General features: G+C 66.3%; 16 protein-coding genes. 15 read left to right on the plus strand and 1 reads right to left on the minus strand.

All coding sequences use genetic code 11. The annotated features are described in order from the left end of the window. Window positions 1–2: 2 nt before the first annotated feature. From FFS10_RS18715 to FFS10_RS18785, 15 genes are all read left to right on the plus strand, one after another. Complete coding sequence (locus tag FFS10_RS18715) at window positions 3–611, plus strand: NADH-quinone oxidoreductase subunit C (RefSeq protein ID WP_137895993.1); 609 nt, start codon at window positions 3–5, stop codon at window positions 609–611. An 87-nt stretch (window positions 612–698) separates the two neighbouring features. After that, window positions 699–1,952 carry an NADH-quinone oxidoreductase subunit D gene (locus FFS10_RS18720; RefSeq protein ID WP_137895994.1) on the plus strand — a complete coding sequence of 418 codons (1,254 nt, stop codon included), beginning with the start codon at window positions 699–701 and terminating at the stop codon, window positions 1,950–1,952. A 7-nt stretch (window positions 1,953–1,959) separates the two neighbouring features. Then, window positions 1,960–2,472, plus strand: a complete 513-nt coding sequence (gene nuoE, locus FFS10_RS18725) for an NADH-quinone oxidoreductase subunit NuoE (RefSeq protein WP_137895995.1) — start codon at window positions 1,960–1,962, stop codon at window positions 2,470–2,472. Then, window positions 2,472–3,830 carry an NADH-quinone oxidoreductase subunit NuoF gene (gene nuoF, locus FFS10_RS18730; RefSeq protein ID WP_502702891.1) on the plus strand — a complete coding sequence of 453 codons (1,359 nt, stop codon included), beginning with the start codon at window positions 2,472–2,474 and terminating at the stop codon, window positions 3,828–3,830. Before nuoE ends, nuoF begins: the two co-directional genes overlap by 1 nt. 94 nt (window positions 3,831–3,924) lie before the next feature. After that, entirely contained in the window at window positions 3,925–6,093 is a 2,169-nt protein-coding gene (gene nuoG / locus FFS10_RS18735; protein WP_137895996.1) for an NADH-quinone oxidoreductase subunit NuoG, read from the plus strand. After that, window positions 6,090–7,172: an NADH-quinone oxidoreductase subunit NuoH gene (gene nuoH / locus FFS10_RS18740; RefSeq protein WP_137895999.1), complete on the plus strand. Its 1,083-nt coding sequence runs from the start codon at window positions 6,090–6,092 to the stop codon at window positions 7,170–7,172. The genes nuoG and nuoH overlap by 4 nt, the downstream gene beginning before the upstream one ends. A 13-nt stretch (window positions 7,173–7,185) precedes the next feature. Continuing rightward, window positions 7,186–7,695, plus strand: a complete 510-nt coding sequence (gene nuoI / locus FFS10_RS18745; RefSeq protein WP_137896001.1) for an NADH-quinone oxidoreductase subunit NuoI — start codon at window positions 7,186–7,188, stop codon at window positions 7,693–7,695. Window positions 7,696–7,739: 44 nt separating this feature from the next. Then, the gene (locus FFS10_RS18750; RefSeq protein WP_137896002.1) at window positions 7,740–8,390 is read left to right on the plus strand and encodes an NADH-quinone oxidoreductase subunit J; all 651 of its coding nucleotides are present in this window, start codon (window positions 7,740–7,742) and stop codon (window positions 8,388–8,390) included. After that, window positions 8,387–8,695: an NADH-quinone oxidoreductase subunit NuoK gene (gene nuoK / locus FFS10_RS18755; protein WP_137896004.1), complete on the plus strand. Its 309-nt coding sequence runs from the start codon at window positions 8,387–8,389 to the stop codon at window positions 8,693–8,695. The genes FFS10_RS18750 and nuoK overlap by 4 nt, the downstream gene beginning before the upstream one ends. Before the next feature lie 92 nt (window positions 8,696–8,787). Beyond that, entirely contained in the window at window positions 8,788–10,824 is a 2,037-nt protein-coding gene (gene nuoL, locus FFS10_RS18760) for an NADH-quinone oxidoreductase subunit L (RefSeq protein ID WP_137896006.1), read from the plus strand. Window positions 10,825–10,838: 14 nt separating this feature from the next. After that, entirely contained in the window at window positions 10,839–12,314 is a 1,476-nt protein-coding gene (locus FFS10_RS18765; protein ID WP_137896008.1) for an NADH-quinone oxidoreductase subunit M, read from the plus strand. A gap of 23 nt (window positions 12,315–12,337) precedes the next feature. Continuing rightward, the gene (gene nuoN / locus FFS10_RS18770; protein WP_137896010.1) at window positions 12,338–13,825 is read left to right on the plus strand and encodes an NADH-quinone oxidoreductase subunit NuoN; all 1,488 of its coding nucleotides are present in this window, start codon (window positions 12,338–12,340) and stop codon (window positions 13,823–13,825) included. 24 nt (window positions 13,826–13,849) lie between these two features. After that, window positions 13,850–14,152: a DUF2818 family protein gene (locus tag FFS10_RS18775; protein ID WP_137896012.1), complete on the plus strand. Its 303-nt coding sequence runs from the start codon at window positions 13,850–13,852 to the stop codon at window positions 14,150–14,152. Window positions 14,153–14,173: 21 nt separating this feature from the next. Further along, window positions 14,174–14,764 carry an NUDIX domain-containing protein gene (locus tag FFS10_RS18780; RefSeq protein ID WP_137896013.1) on the plus strand — a complete coding sequence of 197 codons (591 nt, stop codon included), beginning with the start codon at window positions 14,174–14,176 and terminating at the stop codon, window positions 14,762–14,764. Window positions 14,765–14,785: 21 nt separating this feature from the next. After that, window positions 14,786–15,238: a DUF1178 family protein gene (locus FFS10_RS18785; protein WP_137896016.1), complete on the plus strand. Its 453-nt coding sequence runs from the start codon at window positions 14,786–14,788 to the stop codon at window positions 15,236–15,238. 333 nt (window positions 15,239–15,571) lie between these two features. On the opposite strand, the gene FFS10_RS18790 is transcribed toward FFS10_RS18785, so the two are convergent. Beyond that, entirely contained in the window at window positions 15,572–16,207 is a 636-nt protein-coding gene (locus FFS10_RS18790) for a nuclease domain-containing protein (protein WP_171016137.1), read from the minus strand. Window positions 16,208–16,433 lie beyond the last annotated feature (226 nt).

Here is a 16,433-nt window from a genome sequence, read left to right on the forward strand (position 1 = left end):
ACATGACGGTTGTAGCCATTCATCCCGAGGCGCTCAGGGAGCGCATCGCCGCGACCCTGGGGACGCTGGCGCGTGAGGTCACGGTGGCGCTCGATGAGGTGACCGTGGTGGTCGGCGCGGCCGACTACCTGGCCGCCATGCGCCAGCTGCGCGACGCGGCCGGCTGCCGCTTCGAGCAGCTGATCGACCTGTGCGGCGTCGACTACTCCAGCTATGGCGACGGCCGCTGGGAGGGCGCGCGCTACGGCGTGGTCTCGCACCTGCTGTCGGTGAGCCTGAACCAGCGCGTGCGCGTCAGGGTGTTCTGCCCCGACGACGAGCTGCCGCTGGTGGATTCGGTGGCCGAGCTCTGGAGCTCGGCCAACTGGTACGAGCGCGAAGCCTTCGACCTGTACGGCATCGTGTTCGAGGGCCACAGCGACCTGCGCCGCATCCTCACCGACTACGGCTTCATCGGCCATCCCTTCCGCAAGGACTTCCCGCTGTCCGGCCATGTGGAGATGCGCTACGACGCCGAGCGCCGCCGCGTGGTCTACGAGCCGGTGACCATCGAGCCGCGCGAGGTGACGCCGCGCGTCATCCGCGAGGACAACTACGGAGGCCTGCAATGAACAGCCCCCACGCTCGTCACTACGTGTACTCGCTGCCCCCCGAGGGGGCGCAGGCCTCCCTTGGGGCGGCCCGGCGGGAGTCCTGACATGGCAGAAATCAAGAACTACACCCTGAACTTCGGCCCGCAGCACCCGGCCGCGCACGGCGTGCTGCGCCTGGTGCTCGAGCTCGACGGCGAGGTCGTGCAGCGCGCCGACCCGCACATCGGCCTGCTGCACCGCGCCACCGAGAAGCTGGCCGAGCACAAGACCTACATCCAGTCGCTGCCCTACATGGACCGCCTGGACTACGTGTCCATGATGTGCAACGAGCACGCCTACTGCCTGGCCATCGAGAAGCTGCTGGGCCTGGAGGTGCCACTGCGCGCGCAGTACATCCGCGTCATGTTCTCCGAGATCACGCGCCTGCTCAACCACCTGATGTGGCTGGGCTCGCACGGCAACGACTGCGGCAGCTCGACCATCCTGATCTACACCTTCCGCGAGCGCGAGGACCTGTTCGACATCTACGAGGCCGTGTCGGGTGCCCGCATGCACGCGGCCTACTTCCGTCCGGGCGGCGTCTACCGCGACCTGCCGGACAGCATGCCGCAGTACCAGTTCAGCAAGATCCGCAACGCCAAGGCCCTGGCCGCGATGAACGAGAACCGCCAGGGCTCGCTGCTGGACTTCATCGACGATTTCACCAAGCGCTTCCCCGGCTATGTCGACGAGTACGAGACCCTGCTGACCGACAACCGGATCTGGAAGCAGCGCACCGTGGGCATAGGCGTGGTGCCGCCCGAGCGCGCGCTCAGCCTCGGCATGACCGGCCCCATGCTGCGCGGCTCCGGCATCGCCTGGGACCTGCGCAAGAAGCAGCCCTACGACGTCTACGACCGCGTCGACTTCGACATCCCGGTCGGCAAGACCGGCGACTGCTACGACCGCTACCTGGTGCGCGTCGAGGAGATGCGCCAGTCCAATCGCATCATCCAGCAGTGCGTGGCTTGGCTGCGCGCCAACCCGGGCCCGGTGATCACCGAGAACCACAAGGTGGCGCCGCCCAGCCGCGAATCCATGAAGTCCAGCATGGAGGAGCTGATCCACCATTTCAAGCTGTTCACCGAGGGCTTCCATGTGCCCGAGGGCGAGGCCTACGCGGCCGTGGAGCACCCCAAGGGCGAGTTCGGCATCTACCTGGTGAGCGACGGCGCCAACAAGCCCTACCGCCTGAAGATCCGCGCCCCCGGCTTCGCGCACCTGGCCACGCTGGACGAGATGGCGCGCGGCCACATGCTGGCGGACGCGGTGGCCATCATCGGCACCATGGACATCGTGTTCGGCGAGATTGACAGGTAAGCGAGTGATGATCACTGAAGCAACCAAAGCGCGCTTCGCGAAGGAAGTCGCGAAGTACCCCCCGGAGCAGAAGCAGTCGGCCGTCATGGCCTGCCTGTCCATCGTCCAGCAAGAGCTGGGCCATGTGAGTCCGGAAAGCGAGAAGGCCATCGCCGAGTACCTGGGCATGGCGCCGATGGCCGTGCACGAGGTCACCACCTTCTACAACATGTACAACCAGCAGCCGGTGGGCAAGTACAAGCTCAACGTCTGCACCAACCTGCCTTGCCAGCTGCGCGACGGCCAGAAGGCGCTCAAGCACCTGGAAGGCAAGCTCGGCATCGCCATGGGCGAGACCACGCCGGACGGCCTGTTCACGCTGCAGCAGTGCGAGTGCCTGGGCGCCTGCGCCGATTCGCCCGTGATGCTGGTCAACGACCGCACCATGTGCAGCTTCATGAGCAACGACAAGCTGGACCAGCTGATCGACGGCTTGCGCGCTGCTGGCGGCGCTTCCAAATCTTCAGCGGAGCAGCCCTGATGAACGCCCAGCAAGTGCTTTCGCAATTCCAGGCCACGGGCGTTCAGACCTGTTTCCACGGCCGTCACATCAACCCGCAGATCTACACGGACCTCGACGGCAGCAACTGGCGCCTCAAGGACTACGAGGCGCGCGGCGGCTACCAGGCGCTGCGCAAGATCCTCGGCAAGGACGGCGCAGGCGACGCGGGGCTCACGCAGGACCAGGTCATCGCCACCGTCAAGGAGTCGGCTCTGCGCGGCCGAGGCGGCGCGGGCTTCCCCACCGGCCTCAAGTGGAGCTTCATGCCGCGCCAGTTCCCGGGCCAGAAGTACCTGGTCTGCAACTCGGACGAGGGCGAGCCCGGGACCTGCAAGGACCGCGACATCCTCATGTTCAACCCGCACATCGTGATCGAGGGCATGGCCATCGCGGCCTACGCCATGGGCATCACGGTGGGCTACAACTACATCCACGGCGAGATCTTCCAGGTCTACGAGCGCTTCGAGGCGGCGCTGGAAGAGGCGAGGGCGGCCGGCCTGCTGGGCGACGACATCCTGGGCAGCGGCTTCAGCTTCCAGCTGCACGCCCACCACGGCTTCGGCGCCTACATCTGCGGCGAGGAGACCGCGCTGCTCGAGTCGCTCGAGGGCAAGAAGGGCCAGCCGCGCTTCAAGCCGCCGTTCCCGGCCAGCTTCGGCCTGTACGGCAAGCCGACCACGATCAACAACACCGAGACCTTCGCGGCCGTGCCCTGGATCATCCGCAACGGCGGCCAGGCCTACCTGAACTGCGGCAAGCCCAACAACGGCGGCACCAAGATCTTCTCGGTCTCGGGCGACGTCGAGCTGCCCGGCAACTACGAGGTCCCGTTGGGCACGCCGTTCTCCAAGCTGCTCGAGCTCGCCGGCGGCGTGCGCAAGGGCCGCCAGCTCAAGGCCGTGATCCCCGGCGGCTCCTCGGCCCCGGTGCTGCCGGCCGACATCATCATGGGCTGCACGATGGACTACGACTCCATCGCCAAGGCCGGCTCCATGCTGGGCTCGGGCGCCGTCATCGTGATGGACGACTCGCGCTGCATGGTCGAGAGCCTGCTGCGCCTGTCCTACTTCTACCAGCACGAGTCCTGCGGCCAATGCACGCCCTGCCGCGAGGGCACGGGCTGGATGTGGCGCGTGATCGACCGCATCATGCACGGCCAGGGCCGTCCCCAGGACCTGGACCTGCTGAACTCGGTGGCCGACAACATCCAGGGCCGCACGATTTGCGCGCTCGGCGACGCCGCGGCCATGCCGGTGCGCGCCATGGTCAAGCATTTCCGTCACGAGTTCGAATACCTGATCGAACACAAGACGCCCCTGGTCAAGGCGGCCGCCTGATCGCGAGGCACCATGGACCCCCACGCTCACATTCGTTCGCTGCCCCCCGAGGGGGCCCTCGCCCTTCTTGGGGCGGCCCGGCGAAAGGCTCGACATGATTGAAATCGAACTCGACGGTCAGAAGGTGGAAGTTGCCGAAGGCAGCATGGTCATGCATGCGGCCGAGAAAGCCGGCACCTACATTCCGCATTTCTGCTACCACAAGAAGCTCTCCATCGCGGCCAACTGCCGCATGTGCCTGGTCGACGTGGAAAAGGCGCCCAAGCCCATGCCGGCCTGCGCCACGCCCGTCACCCAGGGCATGATCGTGCGCACCAAGAGCGACAAGGCCATCAAGGCCCAGCAGTCGGTCATGGAGTTCCTGCTGATCAACCACCCGCTGGACTGCCCGATCTGCGACCAGGGCGGCGAATGCCAGCTGCAGGACCTGGCCGTGGGCTACGGCGCCTCGGCCTCGCGCTACGAGGAAGAAAAGCGCGTGGTGTTCCACAAGGACGTGGGCCCGCTGGTCTCCATGGAGGAGATGAGCCGCTGCATCCACTGCACCCGCTGCGTGCGCTTCGGCCAGGAAGTGGCAGGTGCCATGGAGCTGGGCATGTCGCACCGCGGCGAGCATTCCGAGATCGAGACCTTCGTCGGCAGCACGGTGGACTCCGAGCTCTCGGGCAACATGATCGACCTGTGCCCGGTCGGCGCGCTGACCAGCAAGCCCTTCCGCTACAGCGCCCGCACCTGGGAGCTGTCGCGCCGCAAGTCGGTCAGCCCGCACGACTCCGCCGGTGCCAACCTGATCGTGCAGGTCAAGAATGGCAAGGTCATGCGCGTCGTGCCGCTGGAGAACGAGGAAGTCAACGAATGCTGGATCGCCGACCGCGACCGCTTCTCCTATGAAGCGCTCAACGGCGACGAGCGCCTGCAGCGCCCCATGCTCAAGCAGGGCGGCGAATGGCATGAGGTCGACTGGCAGACCGCGCTGGAGTACGTGGCCAACGGCCTCAAGCTGGCCAAGGCCCAGCATGGCGCGCAGCGCATCGGCGCCCTGGTCAGCCCGCACAGCACATTGGAAGAGCTGTACCTGGCCGGCGCCCTGGTGCGCGGCCTGGGCAGCGAGAACATAGACCACCGCCTGCGCCACGCCGAGTTCGAGGCGCCCGAAGGCGTGGACCAGAGCGCACCTGCGGTGCAGTGGCTCGGCACCTCGATCGCCTCGCTGTCGCAGCTGCAGCGCGTGCTGGTGGTCGGCGCCAACCTGCGCAAGGACCATCCGCTGTTCGCCCTGCGCATCCGCCAGGCGGTGCGCCGCGGCGGCGCCGTGAGCGCCCTGACTTCGCCCGCGCTGCTGGCCACGCCCGACGCCTGGGCCATGCCGCTGGCCAACCGCCTGCTGGTCGAGTCCTCGGGCTGGGCCCAGGCCCTGGCCGACATCGCCGCCGCCGTCGCGGCAGAGAAGGGCGTCGCTGCGCCGGCCGCCGGCCAGGCCACCGAGGCTGCCCGTTCCATCGCCCAGTCCCTGCTCGGCGGCGAGCGCAAGGCCGTGCTGCTGGGCAATGCGGCTGCGCACCATGGCCGCGCCGCCAGCCTGCTGGCGCTGGCCAACTGGATCGCCGCGCAGACCGGCGCCAGCGTCGGCTACCTGACCGAGGCCGCCAACACCGTGGGCGCGCAGTGGGTCAATGCCCTGCCCGGTGCGGGCGGACTCGACGCTTCCCAGATGTTGTCGGGCGGCCTCAAGGCCGCGCTGCTGCTGGCCAACGAGCCGGTGTTCGATTCGGCGGCAGGGCAGGGCGCGGCCCAGGCCCTGGCGCAGGCCGACATGGTCGTGACCCTGAGCCCGTTCAAGGCCAACCTCGAGTTCAGCGACGTGCTGCTGCCGATCGCGCCGTTCACCGAGACCTCGGGCAGCTTCGTCAACGCCGAAGGGCGGCTGCAGAGCTTCCATGCGGTGGTCAAGCCGCAGGGCGAGACCCGCCCGGCCTGGAAGGTGCTGCGGGTGCTGGCCAACCTGCTGGGCCTGGAGGGTTTTGCCTTCGAGAGCTCGCAGGAGGTTCTGGCCGCGGCCACCGGCGCGCCCGAGGGCGCGCTGGCCCAGGTGCCGGCCGAGCTTCTGAGCAACGCCACGCGCGCCGCCGTGGACCTGCGCTCGGCCAACCTGGCCGAGCCGGTGACGGCCGCCATCTACGAGCTAGACGGCATCGTGCGCCGCGCGCCCTCGCTGCAGCTGACGGCCGACGCACGCCTGGCCCGCGAAGGAGCCGCCGCATGATAGACGCACTCTACAACGGCGGCCTGAACCTGGTCGCCGCCGGCTGGTGGATGGCCCTGGCCTGGCCCGTGATCTGGATCCTGATCAAGATCGTCGCGGTGCTGCTGCCCCTGATGGGCGCCGTCGCCTACCTGACGCTGTGGGAGCGCAAGCTGCTCGGCTTCATGCAGGTGCGCTATGGCCCGAACCGTGTCGGCCCCTTCGGCCTGCTGCAGCCGATCGCCGACGCGGTCAAGCTGCTGACCAAGGAGCTGATCAACCCCAGTGCGGCCAGCAGTGGTCTGTTCCGCCTGGGCCCCGTGATGGCCATCATGCCCGCGCTGGCAGCCTGGGTGGCCATTCCGTTTGGCCCCGAGGTGGCGCTGGCCAACATCAACGCCGGCCTGCTGCTGGTCATGGCCATCACCTCGATCGAGGTCTACGGCGTGATCATCGCCGGCTGGGCGTCCAACTCCAAGTACGCCTTCCTGGGCGCGCTGCGCGCCTCGGCGCAGATGGTGAGCTACGAGATCGCCATGGGCTTTTGCTTCGTGGTCGTGCTCATGGTCTCGGGCAGCATGAACCTGACCGACATCGTGATGGGCCAGGCCAAGGGCATGGCCGCCGCGCAGGGCCTGGGCTTCCTGTCCTGGAACTGGCTGCCGCTGCTGCCCATCTTCCTGGTCTACCTGATCTCCGGCGTGGCCGAGACCAACCGCCACCCCTTCGACGTGGTCGAGGGCGAGGCCGAGATCGTGGCCGGCCACATGGTCGAGTACTCGGGCATGGGCTTCGCGATCTTCTTCCTGGCCGAATACGCCAGCATGTGGCTGGTCTCCATCCTGGCCGCGCTGATGTTCCTCGGCGGCTGGCTGCCGCCGATCGACAGCGCGCTGTTCAACGCCATCCCGGGCTGGATCTGGCTGGGCCTGAAGACCTTCCTGGTGGTGTCCATGTTCATCTGGATCCGCGCCACCTTCCCGCGCTTCCGCTACGACCAGATCATGCGCCTGGGCTGGAAGATCTTCATCCCCGTCACCCTGGTGTGGCTGCTGATCGTCGGCGTGTGGATGCATACGCCCTGGAACATCTGGAACTAAAGCAGGGAAAAACATGGCTGCCTTCGCTGCTTCCCCCTTCTCGATCAAGGATTTCTTCAAGAGCTTCATGCTCGTGGAACTGTTCAAGGGCATGGCCCTGACCGGCCGCTACGCCTTCAGGCGCAAGGTCACGGTGCAGTTCCCCGAGGAGAAGACGCCCCTGTCGCCGCGCTTTCGCGGCCTGCACGCCCTGCGCCGCTACGACAACGGCGAGGAGCGCTGCATCGCCTGCAAGCTCTGCGAGGCCGTGTGCCCGGCGGTGGCGATCACCATCGAGTCCGACGCGCGCGACGACGGCTCGCGCCGCACCACGCGCTACGACATCGACCTGACCAAGTGCATCTTCTGCGGCTTCTGCGAGGAGGCCTGCCCGGTGGACGCCATCGTCGAGACCCAGATCCTCGAGTACCACGGCGAAAAGCGCGGCGACCTGTACTTCACCAAGGACATGCTGCTGGCCGTGGGCGACCGCTACGCCAAAGAGATCTCCGCGGCCAAGGCGGCGGACGCCAAGTACCGCTGACGCGTCGCTGCCCGCCGGCCCGCACCCAACACAAAGATCCTCCCATGGACGTCAAGACTGGTTTCTTCTACCTGTTCTCGGTCGTGCTGCTGCTCGCGGCCTTCCGGGTCATCACGGCGCGCAACACCGTGCACGCCGTGCTGTTCCTCATGCTGGCCTTCTCGCAGGCGGCGGCCCTGTGGCTGCTGCTCAAGGCCGAGTTCCTGGCCATCACGCTGGTGCTGGTCTACCTGGGCGCCGTGATGGTGCTGTTCCTGTTCGTGGTGATGATGCTGGACCTCAACATGGACAGCATACGCAAGGGTTTCTGGCGGCATTTCCCGCTGGCCGCGACCATAGGTGCGCTGGTTGCGCTGGAGATGGCGGCCGTGCTGATGGGCGGCTTCCGCGTCGCCGAGGAACCGCGCGTGGCGGCTGCCGCCGCCGGCGCGGCCCAGGCCGTGCCGTACTCCAACACCAAGGCCCTGGGCCAGCTGCTCTACACCGAGTACCTGTACCCGATCCAGGTCGCGGCCGCCATCCTGCTGGTGGCGATGTTCGCCGCGATCGCGCTGACCCTGCGCCAGCGCAAGGACACCAAGACCGTCAACCCGGCCGACCAGGTCCGCGTGCGCGCCCGTGACCGGGTCTCCCTGGTGTCGCTGGCCGCCACGCAGAAGGCCGCAGCGCCCGCCAACGAGGAGAAGCAGGCATGACACTGACGCTGGGACACTATCTTTCGCTGGGCGCGATGCTGTTCGCGCTGGCCGTGATCGGCATCTTCCTCAACCGCCGCAACCTCATCGTGCTGCTGATGGCGATCGAGCTGATGCTGCTGGCGGTGAACACGAACTTCGTGGCCTTCTCCCACTACCTGGGCGACATGCATGGCCAGGTCTTCGTGTTCTTCATCCTGACGGTGGCGGCCGCCGAGTCGGCGATCGGCCTGGCCATCCTGGTCCTGCTGTTCCGCAACAAGTCCAGCATCAACGTGGACGAACTCAACACGCTCAAGGGTTAAACACATGTGCCCCCACGCTCCTCACTTCGTGTATTCGCTGCCCCCCGAGGGGGCGCATCCCGCCCTTGGGGCGGCCCTGCGGGCGGTCTGACATGAGCCAAACCCTTTCTGCCTCGACCCTGCTGGCGGTGCCGCTGGCGCCCCTGGTCGGCTCCCTGCTGGCCGGCGTGCTGGGCACCTCGTTCGGCGGTAACTTGATCGGCCGCCGCGTCTCGCACAGCCTGACCATCCTGGGCGTGCTGGTCGCCTTCGTGATCTCGGCCATGACGCTCAAGAGCGTGGCGCTGGACGGCGCGCGCCTCAACGAGACCCTCTACACCTGGATGGTGGTGGGCGGGCTCAAGATGGAGATCGGCTTCCTGGTCGACGGCCTCACCGCCATGATGATGTGCGTGGTGACCTTCGTCTCGCTGATGGTGCACCTCTACACCATAGGCTACATGGAAGAGGACGAGGGCTACAACCGCTTCTTCGCCTACATCTCGCTGTTCACCTTCTCCATGCTGATGCTCGTGATGAGCAACAACATGCTGCAGCTGTTCTTCGGCTGGGAGGCCGTGGGCTTGGTGTCCTACCTGCTGATCGGCTTCTGGTTCAACAAGCCCAGCGCCATCTTCGCCAACATGAAGGCCTTCCTGGTCAACCGCGTGGGCGACTTCGGCTTCATCCTGGGCATAGGCCTGCTGGCCGCCTATGCCGGCACGCTCAACTATGCCGAGACCTTCGCCAAGGCCGGCGAGCTCTCGCAGATCGCCTTCCCCGGCACCGACTGGATGTTGATCACCGTGATCTGCATCTGCCTGTTCGTCGGCGCCATGGGCAAGTCGGCCCAGTTCCCGCTGCATGTCTGGCTGCCCGACTCGATGGAAGGCCCGACGCCGATCTCGGCGCTGATCCACGCCGCCACCATGGTGACGGCCGGCATCTTCATGGTGGCGCGCATGTCGCCGCTGTTCGAGCTCAGTGACACCGCGCTCAACCTGATCCTCGTGATCGGCGCGATCACCGCGCTGTTCATGGGCTTCCTGGGCATCATCCAGAACGACATCAAGCGCGTGGTGGCCTATTCCACGCTGTCGCAGCTGGGCTACATGACGGTGGCGCTGGGCGCCTCGGCCTACTCGGTCGCCGTGTTCCACCTGATGACGCACGCCTTCTTCAAGGCCCTGCTGTTCCTCGGCGCCGGTTCGGTCATCATGGGTATGCACCACAACCAGGACATCCGCTGGATGGGCGGCGTGCGTAAGTACATGCCCATCACCTGGATCACCTCGCTGCTGGGCTCGCTGGCACTGATCGGCACGCCGCTGTTCTCCGGCTTCTACTCCAAGGACAGCATCATCGAGGCCGTGGCCGAGAGTCACCTGCCGGCGGCCGGCTTCGCGCATTTCGCCGTGCTGGCCGGCGTGTTCGTCACCGCCTTCTACTCGTTCCGCATGTACTTCCTGGTGTTCCACGGCGCCGAGCGCTACGACCAGGAGCCCAAGGCGCACGACCACGACGAGGCCGAGGAGCCCGACCCGCACCACCACCGCGACGAGCACCACAAGCCGCACGAGTCGCCCTGGGTTGTCACGGTGCCCCTGCTGCTGCTGGCCATCCCCTCGGTCGTGATCGGCTTCATGACCATACAGCCCATGCTGTTCGGCGAGTTCTTCAAGGACGCGATCTTCGTCAATGCCGACAAGCACCACGCCATGGCCGAACTGGGCGAGCTGTTCCACGGCCCGGTGGCCATGGCCCTGCATGCCCTCAGCACGGCCCCGTTCTGGCTGGCGCTGGCCGGCGTGGCCCTGTCCTACTACATGTACATGATCAACCCGGCCCTGCCGGCCGCGATCAAGCGCGCCTTCCAGCCGATCCACAGCCTGCTGGAGAACAAGTACTACCTCGACTGGATCAACGAGCACATCCTGGCGCGCGGCGCGCGCGCCCTGGGCACAGGCCTGTGGAAAGGCGGCGACCGTGCGCTGATCGACGGCCTGCTGGTCGACGGCTCCTGGAAGCTGGTCGGCCGGGTCGCCGGCGTGGTGCGCTGGTTCCAGTCGGGCTACCTCTACCACTATGCGCTGGTCATGATCCTGGGCATCTTCGTGCTCATGACCTACTTCGTCTGGCTCAACAAGTAAGGAGAACAAGAAAAATGGGATTGTTGAGTCTTGCCATCTGGACGCCTATCTTTTTCGGCGTCGTGCTGCTGGCCCTGGGCCGTGACGATCAGGCCCGCGCGGTGCGCTGGATCGCGCTGATCGGCGCGCTGGCCAGCTTCCTGGTCACGCTGCCGCTGTACGACGGCTTCCAGCTCGGCACCTCGGCCATGCAGTTCGTCGAGAAGGCGCCCTGGATCGACCGCTTCAATGTGCACTACCACCTGGGCGTCGACGGCATCTCGCTGTGGTTCGTGCTGCTCACGGCCTTCATCAACGTGGTCGTGGTGATCGCGGGCTGGGAGGTGATCACCAGCCGCGTGAACCAGTACATGGCGGCTTTCCTGATCCTGAGCGGCCTGATGATCGGCGTGTTCACCGCGCTCGACGGCATCCTGTTCTACGTGTTCTTCGAGGCCACGCTGATCCCGATGTACCTGATCATCGGCGTCTGGGGCGGGCCGAACAAGATCTACGCGGCCTTCAAGTTCTTCCTCTACACGCTGCTGGGCTCGCTGCTGACCCTGGTGGCGCTCGTCTTCCTGTACGTCAAGTCGGGCGGCAGCTTCGACATCATGGCCTGGCACAAGCTGCCCCTGTCGGCCACCGCGCAGAACCTGCTGTTCTTCGCCTTCTTCGCCGCCTTCGCCGTGAAGGTGCCGATGTGGCCGGTCCACACCTGGCTGCCCGACGTGCACGTCGAGGCGCCCACCGGCGGCTCGGCCGTGCTGGCCGCCATCATGCTCAAGCTCGGCGCCTACGGCTTCCTGCGCTTTTCCATGCCGATCGCGCCCGACGCCTCGCGCGAGTGGGCGGTGCTGGTCATCGCGCTGTCGCTGATCGCCGTGATCTACGTGGGCCTGGTCGCCATGGTGCAGCAGGACATGAAGAAGCTGGTCGCCTACTCCTCGGTGGCGCACATGGGCTTCGTCACCCTGGGTTTCTTCATCTTCAATCCGCTGGGCGTGTCCGGCGGCCTGGTGCAGATGATCGCCCACGGCTTCGTCTCGGGCGCCATGTTCCTGTGCATAGGCGTGCTGTATGACCGGGTCCATTCGCGCGAGATCGCCAGCTACGGCGGCGTGGTCAACACCATGCCCAAGTTCGCCGCCTTCGCGCTGCTGTTCGCCATGGCCAACTGCGGCCTGCCCGGCACCGCCGGTTTCGTCGGCGAGTGGATGGTGATCCTGGGCGCGGTGAAGGCCAACTTCTGGCTGGGCCTGATGGCCTCCACGGCGCTGATCTTCGGCGCGGCCTACACGCTGTGGATGTTCAAGCGCGTCTACCTCGGCCCGGTGGCCAACGAGGACGTGCGCGTGCTGGACGACATCAACGCGCGCGAGTTCCTGATGCTGTCGCTGCTGGCGGTGGCCGTGCTCTACATGGGCATCCATCCCAAGCCCTTCACCGACGTGATGGAGACCTCGGTGGCGGACCTGCTGCGTCACGTGGCCCTGTCCAAGCTGAACTGACCCACCGAATTCGAGAGATAGAGATGATTGACACACTCAGCTGGATCACGGTCTTCCCCGAAATCGTGCTGCTGGTCCTGGCCTGCGTGATCGCGCTGGTCGACCTGGGCGTGAAAAGCCCGCGCCGCACCGCGACCTACGTGCTGACCCTGCTGGCGCTGGCCCTGGTGGCCGGGCTGCAGGCCCTGTACGCCCAGGGCGGCGCGACCATGTACGGCTTCGGCAACCTGACGGTCAGCGACGCCATGGGCAACTGGCTCAAGTGCTTTGCCGCGCTGGCCATGATGGTGACCCTGGTCTACGGCCGCCCCTACGCGGCCGAGCGCGACATGCTGCGCGGCGGCGAGTTCTTCACCCTGGCCATGTTCTCGCTGCTCGGCATGTTCGTCATGATCTCGGGCAACAACTTCCTGGTCATCTACCTGGGCCTGGAACTGCTCACGCTGTCCGCCTATGCCCTGGTCGCGCTGCGCCGCGACAACGCCACGGCCACCGAAGCGGCCATGAAGTACTTCGTGCTCGGCGCGCTGGCCTCGGGCTTCCTGCTGTACGGCCTGTCCATGCTCTACGGCGCCACCGGCTCGCTGGAGATCGGCGCCGTGTTCAAGGCCGTGGCCTCGGGCCAGATCAAGCATCAGGTGCTGATCTTCGGCCTGGTCTTCATCGTCGCCGGCCTGGCCTTCAAGCTCGGCGCCGTGCCCTTCCACATGTGGGTGCCCGACGTCTACCAGGGCGCGCCCACCGCCGTGACCCTGATGATAGGCGGCGCGCCCAAGCTGGCGGCCTTCGCCATCGTGATCCGCCTGCTGGTCGAGGGCCTGCTGCCGCTGGCCATCGACTGGCAGCAGATGCTGACCGTGCTGGCCATCGCCTCGCTGGTGATCGGCAACCTCTCGGCCATCGCCCAGACCAACATCAAGCGCATGCTGGCCTACTCGACCATCGCGCAGATGGGCTTCGTGCTGCTCGGCCTGATGGCCGGCGTGGTGGGCGGCAGCGCGCTGCCCGCCGCCAACGCCTACAGCTCGGCCATGTTCTACATGGTCACCTACGTGCTGACCACGCTGGCGAGCTTCGGCATCATCCTGCTGCTGGCGCGCGAAGGCTTCGAGAGCGAGGAGATCGCCGACTTCGCCGGCCTCAACCAGCGCAGCCCGCTGTACGCCGGCGTGATGGCCGTGTGCCTGTTCTCGCTGGCCGGCATCCCGCCGTTGGTCGGCTTCCAGGCCAAGCTCTCGGTGCTGCAGGCCCTGGTGGCCTCGGGCCAGAGCCTCTACATCGCCCTGGCCGTGTTCGCCGTGCTCATGTCGCTGGTCGGCGCCTTCTACTACATCCGCGTCGTCAAGCTCATGTACTTCGACGAGCCGATCACCGCGACCACCGTCTCGGCCTCGGCCGACGTGCGCGTGGTGCTCTCGCTCAACGGCGCGCTGGTGCTGGTGCTGGGCATCGTGCCGGGTGCGCTGATGACCCTGTGCGCGCGCGCCGTCGTGCAGATGCTGGGAACCTGAGCGCGGACTGCTGGTCTCATCCGGGTGTCCCAAACCGCCTCCATCTGGCTGGTGATCCTGGCGGCCGTCTGCGCCGCCAACCTGCCGTTTCTCAACCACCGCCTGCTGGCGGTGTTTCCCATGGCGCGCCCCAAGCCCCTGGCGTTGCGCGCGGCCGAGCTGGTGTTCTGGTATTTCGCGGTCGGCGGCCTGGGCCTGCTGCTGGAGCAGCGGGCCGGTCAGATCGCGCCGCAGCGCTGGGAGTTCTACGCCATCACCGCGGCGCTGTTCCTGACCCTGGCCTTTCCCGGCTTCGTGTTCCGCTACCTGCTCAGACACCGCCACTGACGCACTGAAGGCAGCAAGGCCATGACGCAGCGCGACCTGCAAGAGCACAAGATCGACGGCCAGGAGCTGTTCGAGGGCCATTTCCTGCACGCCTTCCGCGACACCGTGCGCCTGCCCGACGGCAGCCAGACCACGCGCGAGTACGTGGTCCATCCCGGCGCGGTGATGGTGATTCCCCTGCTCGAGGCTGCCGACGGCTCGCTTGAGCTGGTGCTGGAGCGCCAGTACCGCTACCCCGTGGGGCAGGTGATGATCGAATTCCCGGCCGGGAAGCTCGATCCCGGCGAGGACCCCTGGGTCTGCGCGCGGCGCGAGCTGCGCGAGGAGACCGGCTACACCGCCCGCGAATGGGCGCGCGCCGGCCTGCTGCACCCGGTGATTGCCTACTCCACCGAGTTCATCGAGATCTGGTTCGCGCGCGGCCTGCAGGCGGGGGCGCGCGAGCTCGACGCGGGCGAGTTCCTCGAGGTGTTCACCGCCACGCCCGAGGTCCTGCTGCAATGGTGCCGCGAGGGCCGGGTCACCGACGCCAAGACCCTGACCGGTGCGCTGTGGCTGCAGAATGTGCTGGACGGCCGCTGGGCATTGGACTGGCAGGCAGCGCCGGCCTGAACTGCGCAGGATAATGGCGGCATGAAGGTGCTCAACCTCCAGTGCGTGCACCAGCACGGCTTTGAAGGCTGGTTCGCGTCCGAAGACGATTTCCGGTCGCAGCTGGCGCGCCAGCTCGTGGCCTGCCCGGTCTGCGGCGACACCGCCGTGGCCAAGCTGCCCAGCGCGCCGCGCCTGAACCTGGGCGCCACCGCGGGCGCGGCCGAAGTGGGTGCGCCCGCCCAGGCCGAGCCCGACCCCAAGGTCGCGGCGCGGCAGGCGGCCTGGCTCAAGATGGTCCGCCATGTGATGGCCAACACCGAAGACGTGGGCGAGAAATTCGCCGAAGAGGCGCGCCGCATCCACTACGGCGAGACCGAGGAGCGCAACATCCGCGGCCAGGCCTCGCGCGAGGACACCGAGGCCTTGCTCGACGAAGGCATCGCCGTGCTGCCGCTGCCCGTGCCGGCTGGGCTCAAGGGGCCGTTGCAGTAGCGCCAGCCGGGGCACCAAGATTGCGTGTAAGCGATCGAGGCGTCAACCAGCGCAACCCATCAGGGATAGCAGTTCAAAGGTTGCAATGAAAGTCAGAATGTACGGGTGTAATCTTTACATTCGAGTCGTCACGAATTGAGAGCTTGGCATAGGGGGCGTCCATATATGGCTGGCGAACCCGTCTTGAGATCGGACTGGCGGTGGAGCGGTATCCGTCCGGACAACCCATGTTGACCGCTGGTTGCCGGCGTGCTTGACAGTCAGGCGTGGACGGTGCGCTTGGGCGCTGCCAATGATGCGGCAACAGCCCATCCCTAGCTTTGATGACGGGGCTTAGGCCGGAGCACTGACAGTCGGCGGATCGGGGTATTCCGCCGAGAGCAACGCCTCAATTTTTTCAGCGACCAAGGTCGTCGCACCTGGCAGGAAGGGCAGCCCGCCGATCTCAACCTGGTTGATGCTCTTGTAGAACTTGTGCGCGCGGAAGGCCTCTTCGTTGGGGTAGGGGAATAGGACTACTGCACCGGCAACCACGCCTTGCTTGTATTCCTGCGGCTTCATCGGATGAGGAATCGCGATGGCGTCGCGGTAGCGGTGCATGGTGTTCACGTCGTCGGACGTTGGCCCCGGCCCGCCATAGAGCTTGACGTAGTCCCCGTCGAATTGGATTCGATACTTAGCGTCGAATATGTAGAACTTGTCCTCACTGGCGAACTGGATGACGTTGTCTGGCTTCTGGGCGATCGTGGGCAAGCGGTTGAAGAGTCGGTTGTAGACCACGTAAAGAGGCTTGCCGGTCGGCTTGTGGACAAAGCGCATGGCGGAGGACTTGCCTTTCGACAGGGCCACCGTGGTCCGCAGTCGGTTGACCTGCACCACCGATTGCTCTTTCAAGTCGAAGCGTTCCCGAAGCAGTCCGATGATTTTCAGAAAGCACCAATACTCGTAGAGCAGCGAAGTCTCTTTCATGCCAATTGGCACTATGTTCCCGGCAAAGGAGAGTCCGCCATTGAGTAGGCGGCAGAGCTTGTCGAACCGGGAATAGAGCGGGTGCTTATGAAACACCATTGAATCCGGCTTCGCTAGTCTTACTGTGTCACAAACGTAGTCGGACGCTAACCGCGGCGCAATGCGGGCAATGTCCCAGGGCGCCTGCGAGTGCGACGCTCAACTGAAGGCGCAGCGTCCTGATCGA

Source organism: Ramlibacter sp. 2FC, assembly GCF_005503345.1.
Lineage (GTDB): Bacteria > Pseudomonadota > Gammaproteobacteria > Burkholderiales > Burkholderiaceae_C > SCMQ01.

What these genes read in the sequence shown, in the direction of transcription:
- FFS10_RS18720 (WP_137895994.1), top strand. Translation starts at nt 699, where the DNA reads ATGGCAGAAATCAAGAACTACACCCTGAACTTCGGCCCGCAGCACCCG.
- FFS10_RS18790 (WP_171016137.1), bottom strand. Translation starts at nt 16,207, where the DNA reads ATGAAAGAGACTTCGCTGCTCTACGAGTATTGGTGCTTTCTGAAAATC.
- FFS10_RS18780 (WP_137896013.1), top strand. Translation starts at nt 14,174, where the DNA reads ATGACGCAGCGCGACCTGCAAGAGCACAAGATCGACGGCCAGGAGCTG.
- nuoN (WP_137896010.1), top strand. Translation starts at nt 12,338, where the DNA reads ATGATTGACACACTCAGCTGGATCACGGTCTTCCCCGAAATCGTGCTG.
- FFS10_RS18765 (WP_137896008.1), top strand. Translation starts at nt 10,839, where the DNA reads ATGGGATTGTTGAGTCTTGCCATCTGGACGCCTATCTTTTTCGGCGTC.
- FFS10_RS18750 (WP_137896002.1), top strand. Translation starts at nt 7,740, where the DNA reads ATGGACGTCAAGACTGGTTTCTTCTACCTGTTCTCGGTCGTGCTGCTG.
- nuoL (WP_137896006.1), top strand. Translation starts at nt 8,788, where the DNA reads ATGAGCCAAACCCTTTCTGCCTCGACCCTGCTGGCGGTGCCGCTGGCG.
- nuoG (WP_137895996.1), top strand. Translation starts at nt 3,925, where the DNA reads ATGATTGAAATCGAACTCGACGGTCAGAAGGTGGAAGTTGCCGAAGGC.
- nuoK (WP_137896004.1), top strand. Translation starts at nt 8,387, where the DNA reads ATGACACTGACGCTGGGACACTATCTTTCGCTGGGCGCGATGCTGTTC.
- FFS10_RS18785 (WP_137896016.1), top strand. Translation starts at nt 14,786, where the DNA reads ATGAAGGTGCTCAACCTCCAGTGCGTGCACCAGCACGGCTTTGAAGGC.
- FFS10_RS18715 (WP_137895993.1), top strand. Translation starts at nt 3, where the DNA reads ATGACGGTTGTAGCCATTCATCCCGAGGCGCTCAGGGAGCGCATCGCC.
- nuoF (WP_502702891.1), top strand. Translation starts at nt 2,472, where the DNA reads ATGAACGCCCAGCAAGTGCTTTCGCAATTCCAGGCCACGGGCGTTCAG.
- nuoE (WP_137895995.1), top strand. Translation starts at nt 1,960, where the DNA reads ATGATCACTGAAGCAACCAAAGCGCGCTTCGCGAAGGAAGTCGCGAAG.
- nuoI (WP_137896001.1), top strand. Translation starts at nt 7,186, where the DNA reads ATGGCTGCCTTCGCTGCTTCCCCCTTCTCGATCAAGGATTTCTTCAAG.
- nuoH (WP_137895999.1), top strand. Translation starts at nt 6,090, where the DNA reads ATGATAGACGCACTCTACAACGGCGGCCTGAACCTGGTCGCCGCCGGC.